General features: G+C 41.3%; 18 protein-coding genes. 14 read left to right on the forward strand and 4 right to left on the reverse strand.

Annotation, left to right across the window (positions count from 1 at the left end; genetic code table 11):
* The first annotated feature begins 303 nt into the window (after positions 1–303).
* Positions 304–1719: a leucyl aminopeptidase family protein gene (locus tag ACRCA4_RS09650; RefSeq protein WP_433187543.1), complete on the forward strand. Its 1416-nt coding sequence runs from the start codon at positions 304–306 to the stop codon at positions 1717–1719.
* 185 nt (positions 1720–1904) lie between these two features.
* Positions 1905–2300, forward strand: coding sequence for an ACT domain-containing protein (locus tag ACRCA4_RS09655; protein ID WP_433187546.1), 396 nt, complete (start codon positions 1905–1907; stop codon positions 2298–2300).
* Between the two features lie 7 nt (positions 2301–2307).
* Here the strand turns inward: ACRCA4_RS09655 and ACRCA4_RS09660 are convergent, their stop codons facing one another.
* A complete protein-coding gene (locus tag ACRCA4_RS09660; protein ID WP_433187549.1) occupies positions 2308–2577 on the reverse strand; it encodes a hypothetical protein in 270 nt (89 codons plus the stop codon).
* Positions 2578–2786: 209 nt separating this feature from the next.
* Between ACRCA4_RS09660 and ACRCA4_RS09665 the strand changes: the two genes are divergently transcribed.
* From ACRCA4_RS09665 to ACRCA4_RS09695, 7 genes are all read left to right on the forward strand, one after another.
* Entirely contained in the window at positions 2787–3401 is a 615-nt protein-coding gene (locus ACRCA4_RS09665) for a hypothetical protein (RefSeq protein WP_433187551.1), read from the forward strand.
* Between the two features lie 320 nt (positions 3402–3721).
* Positions 3722–5053, forward strand: a complete 1332-nt coding sequence (locus ACRCA4_RS09670; protein ID WP_433187554.1) for a hypothetical protein — start codon at positions 3722–3724, stop codon at positions 5051–5053.
* A 681-nt stretch (positions 5054–5734) separates the two neighbouring features.
* Positions 5735–6664, forward strand: a complete 930-nt coding sequence (locus ACRCA4_RS09675) for an NERD domain-containing protein (protein WP_433187557.1) — start codon at positions 5735–5737, stop codon at positions 6662–6664.
* Positions 6665–6702: 38 nt separating this feature from the next.
* Positions 6703–6945 carry an N-6 DNA methylase gene (locus ACRCA4_RS09680; protein ID WP_433187560.1) on the forward strand — a complete coding sequence of 81 codons (243 nt, stop codon included), beginning with the start codon at positions 6703–6705 and terminating at the stop codon, positions 6943–6945.
* 240 nt (positions 6946–7185) lie between these two features.
* A complete protein-coding gene (locus ACRCA4_RS09685) occupies positions 7186–7620 on the forward strand; it encodes a MerR family transcriptional regulator (protein ID WP_433187563.1) in 435 nt (144 codons plus the stop codon).
* On the forward strand, positions 7607–9955 hold the full coding sequence (locus tag ACRCA4_RS09690; RefSeq protein WP_433187566.1) for a heavy metal translocating P-type ATPase: 2349 nt from the start codon (positions 7607–7609) through the stop codon (positions 9953–9955). The genes ACRCA4_RS09685 and ACRCA4_RS09690 overlap by 14 nt, the downstream gene beginning before the upstream one ends.
* Positions 9956–9966: 11 nt before the next feature.
* A complete protein-coding gene (locus ACRCA4_RS09695; protein WP_070049668.1) occupies positions 9967–10320 on the forward strand; it encodes a cupredoxin domain-containing protein in 354 nt (117 codons plus the stop codon).
* A gap of 139 nt (positions 10321–10459) precedes the next feature.
* On the opposite strand, the gene ACRCA4_RS09700 is transcribed toward ACRCA4_RS09695, so the two are convergent.
* The gene (locus ACRCA4_RS09700) at positions 10460–10726 is read right to left on the reverse strand and encodes a UTRA domain-containing protein (protein ID WP_433187571.1); all 267 of its coding nucleotides are present in this window, start codon (positions 10724–10726) and stop codon (positions 10460–10462) included.
* A gap of 54 nt (positions 10727–10780) precedes the next feature.
* Here ACRCA4_RS09700 and ACRCA4_RS09705 point away from each other — a divergent pair, with 54 nt between their 5' ends.
* The 3 genes from ACRCA4_RS09705 to ACRCA4_RS09715 all read left to right on the forward strand — a co-directional run bounded on the left by ACRCA4_RS09705 (position 10781) and on the right by ACRCA4_RS09715 (position 14851).
* The gene (locus ACRCA4_RS09705; protein WP_433187574.1) at positions 10781–12061 is read left to right on the forward strand and encodes a TonB-dependent receptor domain-containing protein; all 1281 of its coding nucleotides are present in this window, start codon (positions 10781–10783) and stop codon (positions 12059–12061) included.
* 163 nt (positions 12062–12224) lie between these two features.
* Positions 12225–12980: a hypothetical protein gene (locus ACRCA4_RS09710; RefSeq protein ID WP_433187577.1), complete on the forward strand. Its 756-nt coding sequence runs from the start codon at positions 12225–12227 to the stop codon at positions 12978–12980.
* Positions 12977–14851, forward strand: a complete 1875-nt coding sequence (locus ACRCA4_RS09715) for a 2Fe-2S iron-sulfur cluster-binding protein (RefSeq protein WP_433187580.1) — start codon at positions 12977–12979, stop codon at positions 14849–14851. Before ACRCA4_RS09710 ends, ACRCA4_RS09715 begins: the two co-directional genes overlap by 4 nt.
* A 54-nt stretch (positions 14852–14905) precedes the next feature.
* On the opposite strand, the gene ACRCA4_RS09720 is transcribed toward ACRCA4_RS09715, so the two are convergent.
* Both ACRCA4_RS09720 and ACRCA4_RS09725 read right to left on the reverse strand, forming a co-directional pair.
* A complete protein-coding gene (locus ACRCA4_RS09720) occupies positions 14906–16300 on the reverse strand; it encodes a heavy metal sensor histidine kinase (protein WP_433187583.1) in 1395 nt (464 codons plus the stop codon).
* Positions 16290–16979 carry a heavy metal response regulator transcription factor gene (locus ACRCA4_RS09725; RefSeq protein WP_111570589.1) on the reverse strand — a complete coding sequence of 230 codons (690 nt, stop codon included), beginning with the start codon at positions 16977–16979 and terminating at the stop codon, positions 16290–16292. The genes ACRCA4_RS09720 and ACRCA4_RS09725 overlap by 11 nt, the downstream gene beginning before the upstream one ends.
* 155 nt (positions 16980–17134) lie before the next feature.
* Between ACRCA4_RS09725 and ACRCA4_RS09730 the strand changes: the two genes are divergently transcribed.
* Both ACRCA4_RS09730 and ACRCA4_RS09735 read left to right on the forward strand, forming a co-directional pair.
* The gene (locus tag ACRCA4_RS09730; RefSeq protein ID WP_433187587.1) at positions 17135–18919 is read left to right on the forward strand and encodes a copper resistance system multicopper oxidase; all 1785 of its coding nucleotides are present in this window, start codon (positions 17135–17137) and stop codon (positions 18917–18919) included.
* A complete protein-coding gene (locus ACRCA4_RS09735) occupies positions 18916–20334 on the forward strand; it encodes a copper resistance protein B (protein WP_433187590.1) in 1419 nt (472 codons plus the stop codon). Before ACRCA4_RS09730 ends, ACRCA4_RS09735 begins: the two co-directional genes overlap by 4 nt.
* Positions 20335–20351: the final 17 nt, after the last annotated feature.

Below are 20351 nucleotides of genomic sequence, written 5' to 3' on the forward strand. Positions count from 1 at the left end.
TAATACTGCGTTGGCGAACCTGTTGGGTTAATCGTCTAGTAAATTTAGAACTTTATCGCTTAAACATACCTTGTTTGCTTTGGCTATGCTATCTAATGATTAAGCTTAGGTTATGCTAAAAGCAAATCTATAAATTTTATAGCTAATAATATGATTTTAAGGAATAAAATGAAAAAGCCTTTGTTTTTATGTGCGGTAGCGTTATTTAGTTTTAGCGCTATAGCCGTCACGCCACAACCATTCTTAAATACTCAGGTTCAGTTTAAGCAAAATTAGCAGCAGGCTGATATTTTAGTCATATTGGTGCCTGAAAATATTACTGATCTGAATGTTGCAAAGTGGGGAAAAGCTACTCGCAGTCAAATAAACCGAGCTATAGAGGTGGCAGAGTTCACAGGTAAAAGTGGTAGCAAACTGGAAGTGGTTGCGCCGGTAGGCCTAGATTTTGGCCGTGTGGTTTTACTGGGTGTTGGTGATCCTGCCGAGTTAACCAGAGCAAAAGCCGAAGAGCTAGGCGCAAGCTTAAGTACCCATGTTAATGCAACTAGTGCTAAACGTGTTCATGTAAATAGCCAGTTTATTAGTGATCCTAAGCTTAATACGGCGATTAGTGCTTCTTTAATGCATGGCATGGAGTTGCGTAATTATCGGTTCGACAGATTTAAATCTCAGCCTAAGCCGCGGCCAGATCAGCAATATAGCTTGCAAGTGGCCGACGTTAAGGCAACAGAAGCGCGTTATCAACAACTGCATGCCTTAGCTCAAGGTGTATTTACAGCCCGTGAGTTAGGTAACTTACCCGGCAGCACGGGGCATCCGGAAGCCTTTGCTAATTATGCCCGTGACGTATTAGAGCCACTAGGCGTAAAGGTTACAATTTTAACGCCAGAGCAAATAAAAGACTTAGGCATGGGATCTTTATATGGCGTGAGTCAGGGAAGTGATAATAAATCGCATTTATTGCTTGCCCATTGGCAAGGCGCTAAGGGTAAGCCTATTGCCTTAGTGGGTAAGGGTAATAGCTACGATACTGGTGGTTATAATTTAAAAACCTCATCTTCTTCTATAATACGCATGCATACAGACAAAGCCGGTGCGGCAGCCGTGGTTGGTGCCGTGCAAGCCTTAGCAGCGCAAAAAGCAGAGGTAAATGTGGTAGCCGTAGCGCCACTTTCTATTAACTTAATCTCACGCGATGCATTGCTGCCAGGTGATGTGGTAACCGCAGGTGATGGCAGCACTATAGAAGTGGGCAACACCGATGCCGAAGGGCGGTTAATTTTAGCCGATGGTATTTGGTATGCAAGAGAGCACTTAAAAGCCCGAGCTATTGTTGATGTTGCAACGTTAACGGGATCTAAAGTACGTGCTTTAGGCTCTGCCTATTCAGCTGTTTTTACCCAAGATAGCACCCTTGAGCAGACCTTGCGCCAAGCAGGCGAGCAAGTGCAAGAGCGGCTGTGGCCATTACCCTTAACCGGTTATGGCGATGTAACTAAAAGCCGCATTGCTGACAGAATTAACACCGGTTCGCCAGGTGCTCAGGCCGGCGCGCTGTTTTTGCAACATTTTGCAGCCGACACACCTTGGGCACATATAGATATGGCCGGTGATTCGTTTAATTCTAGCGCTAAGGGTATTCACCCAGAGGGAAGTAATGGCTACGGTGTTAGGTTATTAACTGAATGGGTTCAGTTGTACCAGCAACAAAGCCAATAAATAGCCCCCGTATTGTGTATTGAAGCTCCTGCTAAGCGGCTAAAGCGGCCTAGCGGGAGCTTTATGCTTTGTAGGAGTATACTTAGACAAGGGTTGCATTAATTGAGTTACGCGTAACTAGTTTGAGTAACAGTAAGAAACCGTTAATTGCTGGATATTCAGCAAATAAAGAAGCATGAGCTTGTATGTCTGGAGAAACTAATTTACAACAGCTACTTTGGGCTATGTCGCCTAAACTTATGCCTTACGACTATGTGTTTTGCACGGTAGCTAACGATTATTCTGAAATTAATGCCGTGGCGCCATTGGCACTTTTTCGCGAAGCTGAAGGCTTAACCTTAGTTATCACTAAAGAGAGCGCTATAGCGAATAATCTTTCTTTTAGTTCGGTGTTTAAGCAAATTACTTTAACCGTGCATTCTAGTCTTGAGGCGGTAGGGTTAACTGCGGCTGTTGCAACAAAGTTAGCTGAAAAAGGCATAAGCGCTAATGTTATAGCCGCTTATTATCATGATCATATTTTTGTTCAAGCCGATAAAGCAGCATTAGCTATTGCAGCATTAACTGAGCTTAGCCAATAAACGCTATTTACAACGAAATACCATGGCTGGCAAATGCGCTGGCATCACATAAAAACCACTGTTTAAACGCGGTGGTGTCATAACCATGTAGCTCTGCTAATTGTGCGTAACGCACCGAGCATTTTAGTAAATCGGGGTAGCGCCAAATTTGGCCATAAGCGACAACCGCCATAGTTGGCTGCTCGCCTAAAATATTAATGGCCTGCATAATTTTATGTAAATAGCGCAATTCGTCAGTCATTTGTTGAGTAACACCAGAAGGTGTTTGATAGCTCACGATATTAGTTCCTAATAACATACTCTAGTAATTAGGTTATCGGCTGCTAGGGCAAAAGTATTAATAAAATATTGGCTGCACGGTGCTAAACCACAACTCGTTTAAGCTATTCTCTAGTTTAATAAAGCCCCATAATAGCTGCTGTACTTAATTAATTTTATTAGCCAACTTTGCTATTATAGCGTTATATTTTTTTATAAGGTTTATGTATGAATTTAGAAGAACAAGAAAAAATTAAAGCTGAATTTGAAAAATTAAATAAGCTTAGTACAGTAAAATTGCTACTTAAAGATAAAAATAGCACTGAAGAGTTTAGCCAAGAAGCGTATACACCCTTGTTTGCCTTGCGAGAGTATTTAAAAAATAAAGGTATATTGGGCGCCTATGAATTTGTTAATGTTCGCTCTTTAGATGAACTTAAAGACGATGGCCGCTACCTTTATGCCGAGCTGGAATCATGGATGCCAATTGTCGTTAACTTAACTAATGTAGCCGATAAAATACCTTATATTGGAGAGTCGACAGCACAACTGCAAGATGTGCCTAGCTACAAATTAATGGAAAACGAAAATTTAAGGCCAGAATGCTACTTAGTAAATAAACAACAAAAAGCAGCAATGCTGCAAGAATTTGCAGAGCATTTTAAATGGTATATAGACGAAGGTATCTTTGATGCTAGAGCCGAGTCATTAGATACTAATATTAAGCTATTAAAAAACGCCCCCGATTCTGACTTTATTTTCAAACCGGACTGCGCCTATATAGATGACATATTAACTGCAACCAGCAATGCAAAAGCGACATGCTGCTTAATAGTGCAGTGAATTTAAGGAGATTTCATAGTGAAGTGGGCCTTATAAAGTGCAATAAATGGAAACACACCTAAAGGCCGATTCTAGCTAAGTGAGTAACCGAAATTAGCCAAGACGGCGGAAATGATATTTTAGTGTGCTAAATTTAGCTATAATTTTGAAATTAAAGATTTAATAAATTTAAGTAGTTAAGGCGTATTTTGCCGGTATAGCGGGCTAGATAGAGAAAAGATAATGCGGTATAGTGAACAGGTGAATAGTAATAATTTCGTTAATGGATGAATAAAAACACCTAAAAACAGGGAATTTTGTAAAAACAAGTAACTATTATAATGAACTCACAGCCCAATATATTTCCAATAGTTGATACCATTACCAAAGTCTTGTTAAGAGAGCATTACCAACCGACACTAGCTATTCAGTTTTATCATCTGCTGACAAATACAGAGCAGACCGAAGAAGAAAAAACAGATAATTTTACCTATGCTGTTATCGATCTTTTAGAAGACTTAGAACAAATTTATATCAACGACTATGCCTTCGATATATACGATGCATTTGAAATCAATAACCACTTTATTGATGGGCCCTTAAATTGTGATGTAGATGAATATGAAGATGCTGATTCATCTGTTCTTTTTGCTTTACTAAATAGACAATTTAGAACAAAGGGTAAAAAATTGTTGCTCATTCACACCTCTGGGTGTGAACTAATATTTCTACCTTTACCCATTAAAGACGCACGCACGCTTCAGATAACATGCTTACAATTTGACTACTTTAAGGTTTCTGATTATATCGATGACACTAGCGTTATTTTTAAAGATCCTTTTGAGGTTTTGCCCGTTTTATATAAAAAAACGCCCCCTCAAACGCCTGTGCTTTATCAAAATAGAAAAATTAGCTTTGACTTGTTTTTCCAGGTTTTAGAAACGCCTTTGTTGGATGGTCTTAGTGCTTACTCTACTTGGAACACGCTTGAGGAATCTCTTGAAATTCTAAAGGAAGAAGGTGATAAGCCAACAATTATACAAAAGCTGACTCGCAGAAAGCCATGTAAAAAATATGCTATTTTTATTAAAAATACTGTAGCTGAATTATTTTTAAACTGGACATCTGATGAGCCCGATGATCTGCTGGTTTATTATATATCTAAACAAAAAAATGCTAATGGTAATGTACAAAAAATAGAGCAGCCCTATTTTTTAAAAAGAGACATTGCCGAAACGGAAGTGATACCAGATGAGCACCCATTATATAGTTTATGGGATCGCTCATTAACAGGCTTAGAAAATTTTGAGTATTATCGACCCCAGATAGATTACGCCAAATTATGGGAGCTCGTAAATATGCCGGCATTTCAAGCAACAGATTATGAGACCCCTCATAAACACCCTAACAAACCTATTCAATATTACATCCGCCATATAGCGCAATCCAATTATAAAAAAGAAGTATTTCCAGTTTTAGCGATTAATGTAGGCAGTGACTATTTTTACTACCGCGCTTATGAAAAAGACTATTTAGTTTTTTTTAGCCCTGAAAATGACGAGTTTGAACTAATTCTGACACAACAATCTATGCGGTATTTCTGGGCCGTTACGCTTTTTAATGATTTATACGAAATAATAAAGGCCAACAAAATCATTGTAGCTTCGCCATAAAATGCGCGTTAGTGTTTTAAGGATCAGATTTGAAATGAATAATATTAATTAGTATTGCATTATCGCTCTCAGTAGCGGCACAACCTAGCATGGTTAGTATTAATGAATTTCAACTTGAATACGAAGTGGCTGGGCAGGGTAAGCTTACCATTTTATTAGAGGCCGGTGAATTTCCATAGGGAAAAACTGTTTTGACAGAACAAAGCGGCCACTTTATTCAGGTGGATGAGCCAGAGCTTGTTATTAATGAGCTTTTATCCTTGATGCAAAAACTAAACTAACACCTCTAACTTAAATTACATTGTAACTGTTATAAGGGTCTAGCAAAGCCTGGGAAGTTCATAATCCATATTTTATAGCTGTTTATTTGGTTATTCGTTAAGGTTTTAGTTACGCGTTACCGCCATTCAAGCTGTATAGGTATTATTAAATGTTTAATTTACTTAATTATTTTTTTAGTTTTAACGAAAGGCATCAGTTATAGTCAGAATGTTAGTGATCTTAAAGAAAAGGTGAAAACATGACTCATATTCAAATTATTAGCCTAGCTGTTTTAGCATTTGGTCTTATATTCTTTTTCGGGACAATGGTATATCTACACCGTTGCAATCAGAAAAAATAAAATACTCAATAGCGTTAATGATGACCGTTATTTTATTAAGTACTAAGAAATAAGTTACCATGATTTTAAAAGAGAAAACTCAAACTATCTCTAGTTCAGCTAAGCTTGATGCTGGTATTAAACAAGAGCAGGATGTGGCATTTTACTTACGTCGTGCTTATAAAGATCGTGACAATGTAATGGTAATAAACGATTTACGCATAGAGCATGATGGTGAAGTTGCGCAAATAGATCACCTTATTGTTTATAGCTATGGTTTTATTGTGGTGGAGTCGAAAAGTATCCGTGGTGAGGTAAGCGTTAATGAGCATGGTGAATGGAGTCGTAGTTACAAAGGCCAATGGAGCGGCATGCCATCACCGATAAAACAGGCAGAGCTGCAGTTAAAACTGCTAAAGCAATACTTGTGTGCTAATACGTTGCAAGTGATAGGTAAGTTTTTGGGTATACAGCAAGGCTTAGGTGCACGTTGTTATGATGTATTTTGTGCTATTTCAAGCGATGCCATTATCGACCGTGCTAATGCCACAAAGGAGGTGGCAGATAAATTAGTAAAATCTGAGTTTATTGCTGATGCGTTAGATAAAAAGATGAACTTTATTAAGTTCTACCGACTTGTAGCTAAAACATTCGATACTCGGCCGAGTTTCAATTCAGGTACGCTGTTCTACCGTTTTATCAGTGAAAACTTTGTCAACTACATCACAGGCGGCGACGAGAGTGTTAACTATGCTGCCATGTCTGACGATGATGAAAACATCAAGTTTGCTAAAGAAGATGCCATTAAAACCAAAGGCTATTTTCTTTACCCTAGCCAGTTGTTCAGCAATGTGGCGGCTAATGCACACAAAAACGAAAATTTAAATACTGATTTGGCCGCTATTTTTGCTGCAATCGAAAACTCAGCCAACGGCTATGATTCAGAAAAGACATCAAAGGCTTATTTGCGGATTTTGATACCACCAGTAATCGTCTGGGTAATACGGTAGAGGCAAAAAACAAACGCCTAGCAGCAGTGTTAAAAGGCGTGGCAGGTTTAACTTTCGGTAACTTCGAAGACAATCAAATTGACTTATTCGGTGATGCTTACGAGTTCCTGATTTCAAACTATGCCGCCAATGCGGGTAAATCCGGTGGCGAATTTTTTACCCCTCAGCAGGTTTCAAAATTGATCGCGCAGCTGGCCATGCACGGCCAAACCAGTGTCAATAAAATTAGCTGCCTCTTGTATGGCTTGAGTTTTAAGTTTGTAAACTTTTTAGATAACTGAGTCATATTTACAGCTTGAGCTTTATTAACTACGCTATACCCCATTAAAAGAGTACTATTCACTATAGCAGCAAGACTTGCGCCAATCTGATATGAACCAAGCTACTTAAGCACGCAATGAAAACGTTTCGAAATAACAGCTGACATTGATTAAAAAAATAAAAACAAATAATACTGCTTGACCTGTGTCTAAGACATAGGTTTAAGCTGGTGGTGTCAGCGTAGATAATGAGGGTGCAATATGAATGTCTCAGAATTAGCAACAGAGTTGAAGACGACTGCTGATACAGTACGGTATTACACGCGGTTAGGCTTACTTAGCCCCAACAAAGCAAGTAATGGCTATCGGTTTTATTCAGCAAAACAGCAATCTCGATTAAAATTCATATTAAGCGCTCGGCAACTAGGTTTTGCCGTAGAGGATATTACTGTAATTTTGCAAGAAGCAGATGACGGCAAAACAGCATGCCCTGCTGTTAGAGAAATATTAAAGCAACGTTTAGCCGAAACAGAGAAGCGATTTCAGCAAATGCTTGAACTGAGAGATAAAATGCAAGCAGCACTTGCACAGTGGGAAAAAATTGCAGATAAATCGCCAACGCCTCATATGGTGTGTCACTTAATAGAGCAATTTGGCATGTCTGATAATGGAGGAACAAAAAATGAACAAGAATAATAAAGATGTAACCGCTGCAACATCATGTTGTAGCAAAGCCAAACAACAAACTCAGAATGATAATAATGAATCAGCGGTATTGGCATCTGAACATTCTGCCAACCAAAATACGCTGCAACTTATAATAGAAGGCGCTGGATGCGCGAGTTGTGTTGGTAAGATTGAAGGCGCCTTAAATACGATACCGGGTGTCAAAACGGCAGAAATGAATTTTGCTGATAGAACCGTTATGGTGTCGGGTAATGCAGCAGCAGAATCGTTAATTAAAGCCGTTGAATCAGCAGGTTATAATGCCAAGCTTATGAATCAAGGTTCAGAAAGTGAAGCCCTTGATGAGAAAGAACAGGCAGACTTAGCTTATTATAAAAAGCTAATGCGCCACACTTATATCGCGCTAGCTTTAGGTATTCCACTAATGGCATACGGCCTAATGGGCGGTGCAATGACCGTGGAAACCAACGCTGAGCGTATTACGTGGTTAATTATTGGTATTTTAACCTTTGGCGTGATGTATTTCTCGGGCAGACACTTTTTTGTCGGCGCCTGGCAAAGCTTTAAAAATCACTCCGCCAATATGGATACATTAATTGCATTAGGAACGGGAACAGCTTGGTTATACTCAATGGTTGTTGTATTTGCACCCGAATCCGTTCCGTTGATGGCAAGGCACGTTTACTTTGAAGCAACTGCCATGATTATTGGTTTAATTGATCTGGGCTTAGCACTAGAAGTGAAAGCCAGAGGAAAAACCTCAGAAGCAATTAAACGCTTAATTGGTTTGCAAGCAAAAATGGCAACCGTGATCCGTGACGACAAAGAAGTCAAAATTGCCATTGAACAGGTGCTGAAAAGTGACATCGTCAAAGTAAGGCCTGGTGAGCAAATACCGGTTGATGGTGTGGTGACCGAGGGCACTACGTCGGTTGATGAGTCGATGTTAACTGGTGAACCAATGCCGGTTGCCAAAAAGCAAGACGATAAAGTGATTGGCGGAACATTAAATAAGTCCGGCACCATTAATTTTAGAGCTAGTCATGTAGGTAAAGATACGGCTTTAGCGCACATTATTAATATGGTTAAGCGGGCACAAAACTCTAAGCCACCCATAGGGCGGTTGGCAGACGTTATTTCAGCTTACTTTGTGCCAGTGGTTATGATTATTTCGATAGTCAGTGCCTTGGCTTGGTTAAATTTCGGCCCCGATCCTGCGGTCGCTTTTGCCATGGTCTCAGCAACAACAGTATTAATTATCGCTTGCCCTTGTGCCCTAGGCTTAGCCACGCCTATGTCTGTTATGGTGGGGGTAGGTAAAGCGGCCGAAGCAGGGGTGCTGATCCGTAACGGTGAAGCATTACAAACTGCCTCTAAGATCACGACCATGATATTAGATAAAACCGGCACTATTACCGAAGGCGCACCGAAAGTAACGGATATTATGCTAGCAAATGCCATGACTGAAAAACAAATACTGCAATTGGCAGCAAGTATGGAAAGTGGCTCTGAACATCCGTTGGCGGAAGCTATCGTTGAAAGTGCCCTCGAAAAAGATATTGAGTTACTAAAAGTTGAAAACTTCAAGGCGTTAGTGGGGCGAGGCATTGAAGCAAATTGCCAAGATAAAAGCTTATTGTTTGGTAATGAAAAACTGATGCAGGAAAAAAGCATAGATATATCAAGCTTTGTTCATAAAGCTCAAGCTTTAGCGAAAGAAGCTAAAACGCCTATGTATTTCAGCATAGATGGTGTGCTAGCAGCCATAATCGCCGTTTCTGATCCTATTAAAACCGATTCAATTTCTGCTATTAAACGGCTACAAAGTAATAATATTCGGGTGATCATGCTAACGGGTGATAACCGAGAAACGGCGGCCGCGGTTGCAAAAAAGGCTGGCATAACCGAGTTTGTGGCCGAGGTTTTACCTGAAGAAAAAGCCGATAAAGTAAAAGAGCTGCAAATGGCGGGTGAAATTGTAGGTATGACCGGCGATGGCATTAATGATGCCCCTGCATTGGCACAGGCTAACGTCGGTTTTGCCATCGGTACAGGCACAGATGTCGCGATAGAAAGTGCAGATATTACGTTAATGCGAGGATCTTTACATGGTTTAGCTGATGCTATCGTCGTAAGTAAAGCCACTTTACGTAATATCAAACAGAACTTATTTGGTGCCTTTATCTATAACGCTGCAGGAGTGCCTTTTGCAGCCGGTATCTTATATCCATTTTTTGGTATTTTATTAAGCCCAGTTATAGCGGGTGCGGCAATGGCGTTTTCATCGCTCACTGTGGTATCAAATGCGAATCGACTGCGCTTATTTAAAGCTAAAGATCACTAAGGAAACTCATTATGATAATTATTAACGTAATAGGGATCAGCCTAATATTTTTAATCATCTGGTGGTTTTGGTTATATAAACCCAATACGACAGTGGTTACAGACAAAGAGCTACTTATTGTGGTCAAAGACGGTGTTTACACGCCGTCGGTAATAGAGGTGCAAGCGGGCAGTCCATTAACCCTGAAGTTTAATAGAAAAGATGCGTCACCTTGTACAGAAACAGTATTAATACCAGCGCTAGAGATTAGTGCCAGCCTTAAATTAAACGACATTACCAGCGTGCCTGTGCCAGCTTTGGCCGTGGGAAAATATGAGTTTCACTGCCAAATGCAGATGTATCGTGGCGTGATAAATGTGGTCTAAGTTCATACCCCTGCATAAATAAGTTACAGCAGCTAATGTAACTAGCGTACTCACATACCAAGCTTTTTGTTAGAGTAAGTTATGTGAGTGTTTTTATGTTATTGAAGGAATATTTTGTGTTTGTTCGTTGCTGCAAACCCTAACTTACAATATCAAGCTGGCTAGTAAACTTAAATCTATTAGCAGGGTGGTATAACACGGCATAGCTAATAGGATGACCGTGCGAATGGGTAATACGAGTCACTTTTAGGCAAGGGATATCATCTTCAAGTAGCAAGTTATGTTTTAAAATTTTCGTTGGCATTATAGCTTCAATGGTTATATCAGCTTTAGTGGCCGGTGCAATTGAATTTAGATACTGACTTGCCGTAATTACGCTAAAATCTTGTTGTAAAAATAACGGCACAAAGAAGTCATTGATTACGTTAAATATCGTCGTGAAGGTACCGGTGGCAATGAAATGCGCACTTGGTCGGTAAATATGAATGGCTATTTACTTGAACTACCGGCTGGTGGTCTTGGTTTTGCTGTCGGTGCAGAAAGCCGCACTGAAAAAGGCTGGCGTGATCCTGATTCGACTGTGCTGCGCAACGGTTTAGAAGATCCTATTAGTGGTAGTTACAGCGTTAATGAAATATTCGGCGAGTTGTCGGTGCCTTTATTAGCAGATAAACAATTCGTTAAGCAATTATCTGTCGAATTGGCAGCGCGGTATTCGGATTATAATACCGCGGGTGCAGAAACAACCTATAAAATGGGCTTAAGCTGGAATGTTAACGACGAATTGATGCTACGTACTGTTCATTCTACAGCCTTTAGGGCACCGGTTATTACCGAGTTATTTGGTGGCACTAATGGTGAGAATTTACGGACTATCGATCCGTGTGAAAATGCCACTGGTACAATTGCCGCTAACTGTTTGGCTGCGGGCGTACCGGTAAACTTTGTGCAAGATGGCAATACCATTTTGACCAGTGTAGGCGGTAATCCAAAACTAGAGCCTGAAACTGCGACAACTACCACTATGGGTATTGTTTGGCAGCCAGCGTTTTTAGAAGGGTTCTCAGCTACTGTAGATTACTTCAATATTGAAATTGACGACTCTATCACTTCGGTTAATGGCTCGGATATGCTGCGTCTTTGTTATGAAGACCCTATCGGTAATGCCAAATTTTGCGATACTTTCGACCGTCATCCTGTAACACACCAAGTTAGCGAGTTGAATCAACGGCCGGTTAATGCAGCAGTAGAGAAAGTCAGTGGTGTTGATCTTAACGCTATGTATAAATTTACTCTGTTTGGTTTAAGTAGCCGTGCTTCGCTTGATGTTACTCGTTTACTAACGCATGAAAGTACGCCGTTTAGAGGCCAACCTACAATCGATAAAGTAGGCGATATCACTGAAGATCAGGGCAGTTATACTGAATGGCGCAGTAACTTTAGCTACAGTGTAATGACAGATGTTTGGTCTGCTACTTATTCATTACGTTATATCGGCAGTGCAGATGATGTTAACGGTAGTGATTTAGACCCGTTAGGTAAGTCAGTAGGTTCGGTTACGTATTCGGATGTATCAGCTAGCTGGTATTTCAATGATGATTTAACCTTTTCCGCTGGTGTAGATAATATCTTTGATAAAAATGCACCTTATCTAACTTCTTGGAATGACGCTAATACCGATGTGATGACTTATGACTTACTGGGAAGACGCGGCTATGTTCGTGCCACTTATAAGTTCTAATTCAGTATTAACACGATAAACACATAGGCCTTTGTCGTTATGACAAAGGCCTTTAATAATGTTTTATTTTGAAATTAAAATATTTTTGCTTGGCTCAAACACATTATTATCAACAATAGTTTGTGCACTTTGCAGAATAAGCATGCAGTAAATGAGGTTACACATGAATGACTCAATGCGACTACTTAAAACCAGTAGAAAATACCATAAATGGTTAATGGCCTTTATAGGTATTCAGTTTGTTATCTGGTCGGTCAGTGGTGCTTACATGGTATATTTAAATATTGATTACATTCATGGCGACACCTTAGTTAATAACGCACAAGATAAAATAGACCCAACCTTAATAGATTATCCTTTACAAAGCTTAATGCAAAGTTACCCACAAGCGAAACAAGTTAGTATTGAACGTTATTTAGATAAGGTGGTATATCGCTTTACGCTGGATAACAAAAAGCGAGTGGTAGATGCGCAAAGTGGTGCGGAATTAGCGCCACTTAATCAGGCACAAGCCGAAAAAGCCGCTACTTATTATTACAGTGGCAGCGGGGCGATAAAAAGCACAGAGCTTATCAGTGAAAATGCGCCATTTGAGCTTAATCCAGCGGTAATGCCAGCCTGGCGTGTTAACTTTGCAGATTTTGGTTCACCCGCCATTTATGTTTCGGCTGAAACGGGGCTGCTAGTGGGGAAAAGACACAGTTTTTGGCGCTTATTTGACTGGATGTTCCGGTTTCATGTTATGGATTATGAAAATAGCGAGATAGATAACACATTATTATTCTGGTTTACGTTATTAGGTATTTTGTCAGCCATATTTGGCTTGTTGCTGGTGTATTTCCGCGTGTTTCGTAAGACTGATGATAGTTTAACTAAACCGGCAGCCGCTAAAAATAATACCCAAGGAGTTGCCCAATGAGTATGGTGAAAAAAATCCATAAATGGAGCTCTGTGATTGTCGGTATTCAGTTGATGGTTTGGCTGGGAAGTGGCATGTACTTTAATTTTATGGACCATACTAAAGCCGCAGGTAACACCTATAAATCTAATAAAATTACTGCTGTGGATTGGCAACAGCTTAAATTAAAAGGGCTGGAATTAAAAGAACCAAAAATGGTGCTACAACAGCAGCTTGCAAGTAATAGCCTTGCGCTAATTGAGTTAGTAGGTAAGCCTTATTATCTGCTGAACCATCAACGCGGTTTATATGATAATTTTGTTAACAAACATTCAGTGGTTGATGCGATTACCGGTGAACCAGTAATCATTGATAATAGTTTTGCAGAGTCGTTGGCGGCTCAGTCGTATACAGGACCAGGACAGATAGTATCGACGACCTTAATGCAGCCACCTATTGCAGATTTACTGAAACAAAAAAATGCCGTGTGGCAAGTAAACTACTCTGATGATATTAACACTAGTGTCTATATTGAAGCCGATTCTGGCCGTATTGCAGGCCATAGTGATGATGATAAGCGCTTAGCTGATTTCTTTCTAAAACTTCACTTTATGGATTATGCCAATGAAGGTAGTTTTAATAATGAATTTATGATGTTTTTTGCCTTTTTAACCTTGTTTCTGAGCGGCACTGGTTTAATTTGGACCATTGATTTAGCGCTGCGAGGTCAGTACAAAATCAAATGGTTTGCCCGTAAAACAACGGTGAAACTATTTGATAGTAACCAGAAAAGTATGGGCCAACTGGCGTTTTCTAATCACAAAAACTTACTTGATGGCTTGGTTGATCATAAAATCATCTTACCTTCTACTTGTGGCGGCGGTGGTACCTGTGGCCGTTGTCGAATTATGATTAATCAAAATGTAAAATCGACGGCAGCTGATGTACAGCATTTCAGTGTTCAAGAATTAGAGCAGGGCTACCGCTTAGCCTGTCAGCATTTCTGTGACGATGTTGAACATATGACATTGATGGATATTACTGATGCTAAAAAATATACTTTAGAGTTAACTAGCAGTGTTTACTTAAGCCCTTATATTAAAGAGTTACGGTTTAAAGCCCATTCTAAGGTGCCAGTGCAATATAAAGCAGGTGCTTTTATGCGTTTCTTTATACCTGATTCAGAGTGTCATTCAATACCTGCCGATTTACCCGGTGAATTAAAACCTTATTGGCAGCATATCTCACCTTTAGATTATCAACATAGTGCTTGTAGTCGAAGTTATTCACTAGCCAGTATTGATGAAAACACTAATGAATTGATGTTTGTTATTAAGCTGCAAAGTGCTGGTAACCCAGCTGTGTTGCCCGGTATAGGTTCAAACTATTTAGGCAACTTAAAAGTCGGTGAGTACATTGATGCACTTGGCCCGTTTGAAGAGTTTTATGCTAAAAGCGATAGTGACAAAACCATGGTGTTAGTAGGCGCAGGCTCAGGTATGGCACCTTTAAAATCGTTGATTGAAGAACAGTTGTTTTTACAAAGCCATAATTCAATTGATAAAACCATTGCCAAGCCAGCCAGAGAGATCCATTTCTTTTATGGCGCACGAAATGAAAATGATATTGTTTATGTTGATTACTTTTATGAACTCGCTAAACAATACCCACATTTTTACTATTACCCAGTGTTGTCACGACCAGACAAAGATTGGTTAGGTGCGACCGGCTATGCCCAACATGTGCTGGCATTAAATTGGCAAAATATCGTTGCGCAAGGTGATCCTGAGTTCTACTTATGCGGGCCCAAAGGGTTGATGGATGACACCATAAGGTTACTTAGAGATAAAGGGGTGCCTGAATCTGATATTGCTTTTGATGTCTTTAGCTAATTAAACTAACCCTGCGCAATTAACATTGCGCAGGGTTTTATCAGGGGTTTATAGTTATGTCATGCGTAGTGTAATGACAAAACGTGTGAGATTTTGATCTGAGGTCACGGTGATATCACCGTCATGGGCTTCGATAATCGCTTTAGTAATAGCTAGCCCTAAACCTGCACCATCACTGTGGCGTTGTCTTGATTGATCGGCGCGATAAAAACGTTCAAATAAATAAGGTAAATGCTCGGCGGATATTGCTGGGCCAGGGTTTTCGACACTGATACAAAGCGTGTTAGTAGCTTGCTGATAGCTGTTGACTATAATGCTGTGTCCAGAAGCTGTGTGTCGTATCGCATTTGACAATAAATTAGTTAAAGCATGCCTTAGCAAAGTGCGATCGGCATTAATGACGCTGGGCTGACCGGTAAACGCGAGTTTGACTCCGGCCTCGTCTGCTAACGCTTCAAAAAACTCGAATATGGCCGCGACTTCATCGGCAATATTTAAAGGCTGTTTACTCGGGGTAATTAAACCATTTTTACTTTTGGCCAGCCACAGCATATCGCTCACCATTTTACTCAGTCGCTCTTGCTCTTCTAAATTAGAAAATAACACGTTTTGGTATTCTGCAGCTGTTCGAGGCCGAGATAAACTGACTTGGGTTTGGGTGATTATATTGGTTAAAGGGGTGCGAATTTCGTGAGCAATGTCGGCACTAAAGTGCGATAACTTAGTAAAGCCATCCTCTAAGCGGTTTAGCATGTGGTTGAATGACTGCACCATATGCGTTAACTCAGAAGGTACTTCGTTGGCGTTTAATCTAATGTCGAGTTTGCTGGTTTGAATGTCGCGCATATTGTCACTTAGTCCTCTAAGTGGCGCTAAACCTTGATGCACCGCAATCCAAGCTGCTAATAAAGTAAGGAGGCAGGAACCGAGTAGAATCACCCAAAGACTTTGACCGAGTTGCTGCAAAAAGTGGATGTGAAAATCCATATCAATCGCTGTAATTAACCGGTAGTTATCGTTTGCAGTGGCTATGTTCAGAGCAATACCCCGATAGGCTTTATCTTGATATTGCCAGTGTTGGATATTTTCAATTTTAAATGTATCTATGGATTCATCAGTATCTGTAAGTTGGCTTAAATCAAAATTAGCATTGTTATAAATAATTTGCTGCTGAGAATTGTTTATTTGGTAATAGACGCCATGATGTCCGGCAACAGCTTGCGATAATGATTGAGCTAAAGTTTTCGGATCTGTAGGCTCGTTAAGGAAAACTTGCTGAACAGAGTGAACAATAACGCCAAGTTCATCGGCATCTTGTTCGATAAAATGGTGCTCTATAGAACTGATAAGCAGTTGCCTAACAACCAGTAAACAAACCGCAATAGTGACAACGACAGACAGTACCACTCTCAGGGTCAAGGACAGTGGCCGTTTAGTGTTATGCTTCATCCGCTTGCTCGTTTTCAAGTTTATAGCCCATGCCGCGCACGGTGTGGATTAATTTTGGCATAAAATCATCGTCTACTTTAGCCCGTAACCTTCTTATTGCGACATCAATAACATTGGTGTCGCTATCAAAGTTCATATCCCAAATCTGTGAGGCGATTAAAGATCGGGGTAAGACTTCACCGCTGCGGCGCATTAATAACTCTAATAAAGAAAACTCTTTATTACTCAAGGCAATTTTGACTCCGCTGCGCATGACTCTTCTTTTGGGGACGTCTAATTGTAAATCGGCCACCTGAAGTAAATCTGGGGTGGTTATGGTTTGGCCGCGGCGTATTAGGCTGCGTACCCGCGCCAACACTTCTGAGAAAGCAAAGGGTTTAATTAAGTAATCATCCGCGCCTAATTCTAAGCCTTTAACTCTGTCATCAACGCTATCACGGGCGGATAAAAACAATACTGGCGTAAGGTTATTGCTTTCGCGAATAGATTGTACTATCCGCCAGCCATTAACATCAGGCAACATCACATCCAGCACAATCAGATCAAATACTTCGGTCATTGCAAGGTGATGCCCGTCTAAGCCGTTTCTAACCAGTGAAACTTGAAAACCCGCTTCAGTGAGGCCTTGCTTTAAATAATCACCCGTTTTGATTTCGTCTTCAACAATCAGTAATCGCATAACCTTTCCTGTAAATAGGGGTAACTGATAGCTTGCAATACACAGGCTGTCAGCTAGATGACAACAAGATTACAACTTTGTCATGTCAGAGTCATGTTGCTGACAGTTATAAATAGCTAAGCTAGATGAAATAAATAAGTTCAGGGGTTATATAAATGAATGATAACAAGTTCAAGTTACCGGCTTCTATCTCGCGGCGCCGATTTGTCCAAGGGCTTGCCATCGGAGGCGTAATAGCTAGTTTCCCGCATGTTGTTCATGCCGGTAGTTCTTTTAAAGATAATGCCGCGACAGGTTCAGCACCTGAATTAAGTGGCAAAGTTATCGAGTTAACCATTGCTGAATCTTTAGTCAACTTTACTGGTGTAGTGCGTACAGCAACTACCATAAATGGCTCTATTCCGGCACCAACGCTACGTTTACGCGAAGGCGATGAGGTGACGATTAAAGTGACCAATACCTTATCTGTGCCAAGCTCTATTCACTGGCATGGCATTATTTTACCTTATCAAATGGATGGGGTGCCAGGCTTAAGCTTTAAGGGCATTATGCCCGGTGAAACCTTTGTTTATAAGTTTACTTTGCAACAAAGCGGTACTTACTGGTATCACTCCCATAGTGGCTTTCAAGAAATGACCGGCATGTACGGTGCACTGATCATCGAGCCTAGAGAGCAAGATATCATCGTGGCGGATAGAGAGTATGTGGTACAGCTTTCAGACTGGACCGATGATGACCCGATGAAAGTATTTAGTAAACTAAAAGTGCAAGGTGATATCTACAATTATAATCAACCAACAGTACGAGATTTTTTCCGAGACCTGTCAGAAAAAGGGCTTAGTTCAGCATTATCAAAACGTAAAATGTGGCAAGAAATGCGCATGAGCCCGACAGACTTGGGAGATGTGTCAAGCGCTGCACTAACCTACTTATTTAACGGCAGCACACCGCTGGCTAATTGGCGAGGCCTGTTTAAAAAAGGCGAAAAAGTTCGCTTGCGCTTTATTAATGGCGCCAGCAATACCTTCTTCGATGTCCGTATCCCGGAACTGCAAATGACCGTAGTACAGTCAGATGGCCAAAATGTCCATCCAGTAACCGTTGATGAATTCCGATTTGGCCCGGGTGAAACCTATGATGTACTGGTCACACCGCAATCTGATGCTTATACCATTTTCGCCCAGACCATAGAACGCACCGGTTATGCTCGAGGCACCCTAGCGGTAGCCGACAATATTAATGCACCCGTACCGGCAGTCGATCCAGTAGAGTGGTTAGCGATGGCCGACATGATGGGCAATATGTCCCATGGCGGTTCAATGACAGAGGGCGCTATGGATCATAGCCAACATGGCGCAGCTATGCCGATGGATTTAAGTCAGCATGAAGGGCCGGCCGCTGCTTATGCTAAAGCCAGCACGCAAGTGCGCCATGCCAGTAGCGAATATGGCCCTTCGGTTGATATGCGGGTAGATACGCCAAGAACTAACTTGGACGATCCGGGCATTGGTTTACGCAATAATGGCCGAAAAGTGCTGACGTTATCCGATTTACATTCACTAGAAAACGTTATTGAACCACGGCGTCCTGAAGCTGAAATTGAATTACACCTAACCGGCAATATGGAACGCTATAGCTGGTCAATTGATGGTTTAGAGTTTGGTCAAAGTACACCTGTTCATATGAAATTAAATCAGTGTGTTAGGGTGATTTTGCAGAATGACACCATGATGCCTCACCCTATGCATTTGCATGGAATGTGGAGTGATTTAGAAAGTGAAAGTGGTGAAGTCCAAGTCAGACGACACACTATTCCTGTGCAGCCTGCGCAGCGAATTAGCTTTTTAACAACCCCGCATGATGTAGGTCGCTGGGCTTGGCATTGTCATCTGTTATTTCATATGGATGCAGGTATGTTTAGAGAAGTGGTGGTGTCATGAAAATAACAAAATTAGTAAGTACCACGCCGGTGATTGCGTTAACAGCTAGTTTATTGCTGGTAAGTGCTGGGGTGATGGCAGACAGCGAAATGGACCATAGCAAGATGAACCATGGCGATAAGGCGATGGACCACAGCCAGATGGAACATAGCAAGATGAAGCATGGTGATACGGCAATGGACCACAGCGCAATGGGTCATAGCAAGATGAACCATGGCGATAAGGCGATGGACCACAGCCAGATGGCTCATAGCAAGATGAACCATGGCGATAAGGCGATGGGCCACAGCGAAATGGATCATAGCAAGATGAACCATGACGATAAGGCGATGGACCACAGCCAGATGGACCATAGCAAGATGAAGCATGGCGATAAGGTAATGGACCACAGCCAGATGGATCATAGCAAGATGAACCATGACGATAAGGCGATGGACCACAGCCAGATGGACCATAGCAAGATGAACCATGGTGATAAGGTAATGGACCACAGCCAGATGGATCATAGCAAGATGAACCATGGCGATAAGGCGATGGACCACAGTCAAATGGATCATAGCAAGATGAACCATGGCGATAAAGCGATGAGCCACAGCGAAATGGACCATAGCAAGATGAACCATGGCGATAAGGCGATAGACCACAGTCAAATGGACCATGGCGATATGAAAATGCAGGGCGGAAAAGCGCCTGCAGATGCCCGAGATCCTCATGCTTATTCTGGCGGTTATACCTTAGCCGACGGGCCTTATGCTATAGGCGGCGGTCGCCAGTTAAAACTGGCAGATGAACACCGTTTTTACGCAATTAAAGCAGATAAGTTGGAGCACCAGTTTGCTACGGATAGCTTAGCATTTGAATTACAAGGCTGGTATGGCACTACTTTTAATCGACTAGCAATAAAGCTGGAAGGTGAGGTAAGCGATGGTAAGTTGGAAGAAAGCCAAACCGATTTGCTATGGAGCCGTGCGGTTTATACGTTTTGGGATGCCCAGCTCGGAGCCCGGTTTGATACCTACACGGAAGGGGAAAGTCGGCAGTGGTTGGCATTGGGTGTCCAAGGCTTAGCGCCGTATTGGTTTGAGGTAGATGTAACTGCCTATTTAGGCAACTCTGGGCGGACAGCCATAGCAGCAGAAGCTGAATATGAATTGCTATTCACGCAACGTTTAATCTTACAAAGCACAGTGGGATTAACTGCTTATGGTAAAGACGATTCCATTAATGGTATCGGAAAAGGCTTAGCGTCTTTAAATGCTGGAATGCGTTTACGTTATGAGTTCTCACGCCAGTTTGCGCCTTATATCGGTGTTGAGTGGATGGCTAAGTATGGCAATAGCGCTGACTTTGCCCGAGCGAATAATGAAGCGACTGATACTACGAGTGCGGTCGCGGGTGTGCGGTTCTGGTTTTAATAATTAAGGTGATAAAA

Origin of the sequence: Rheinheimera sp. WS51, from assembly GCF_050936095.1 — a bacterium.
Taxonomy (GTDB): Bacteria; Pseudomonadota; Gammaproteobacteria; order Enterobacterales; family Alteromonadaceae; genus Alishewanella.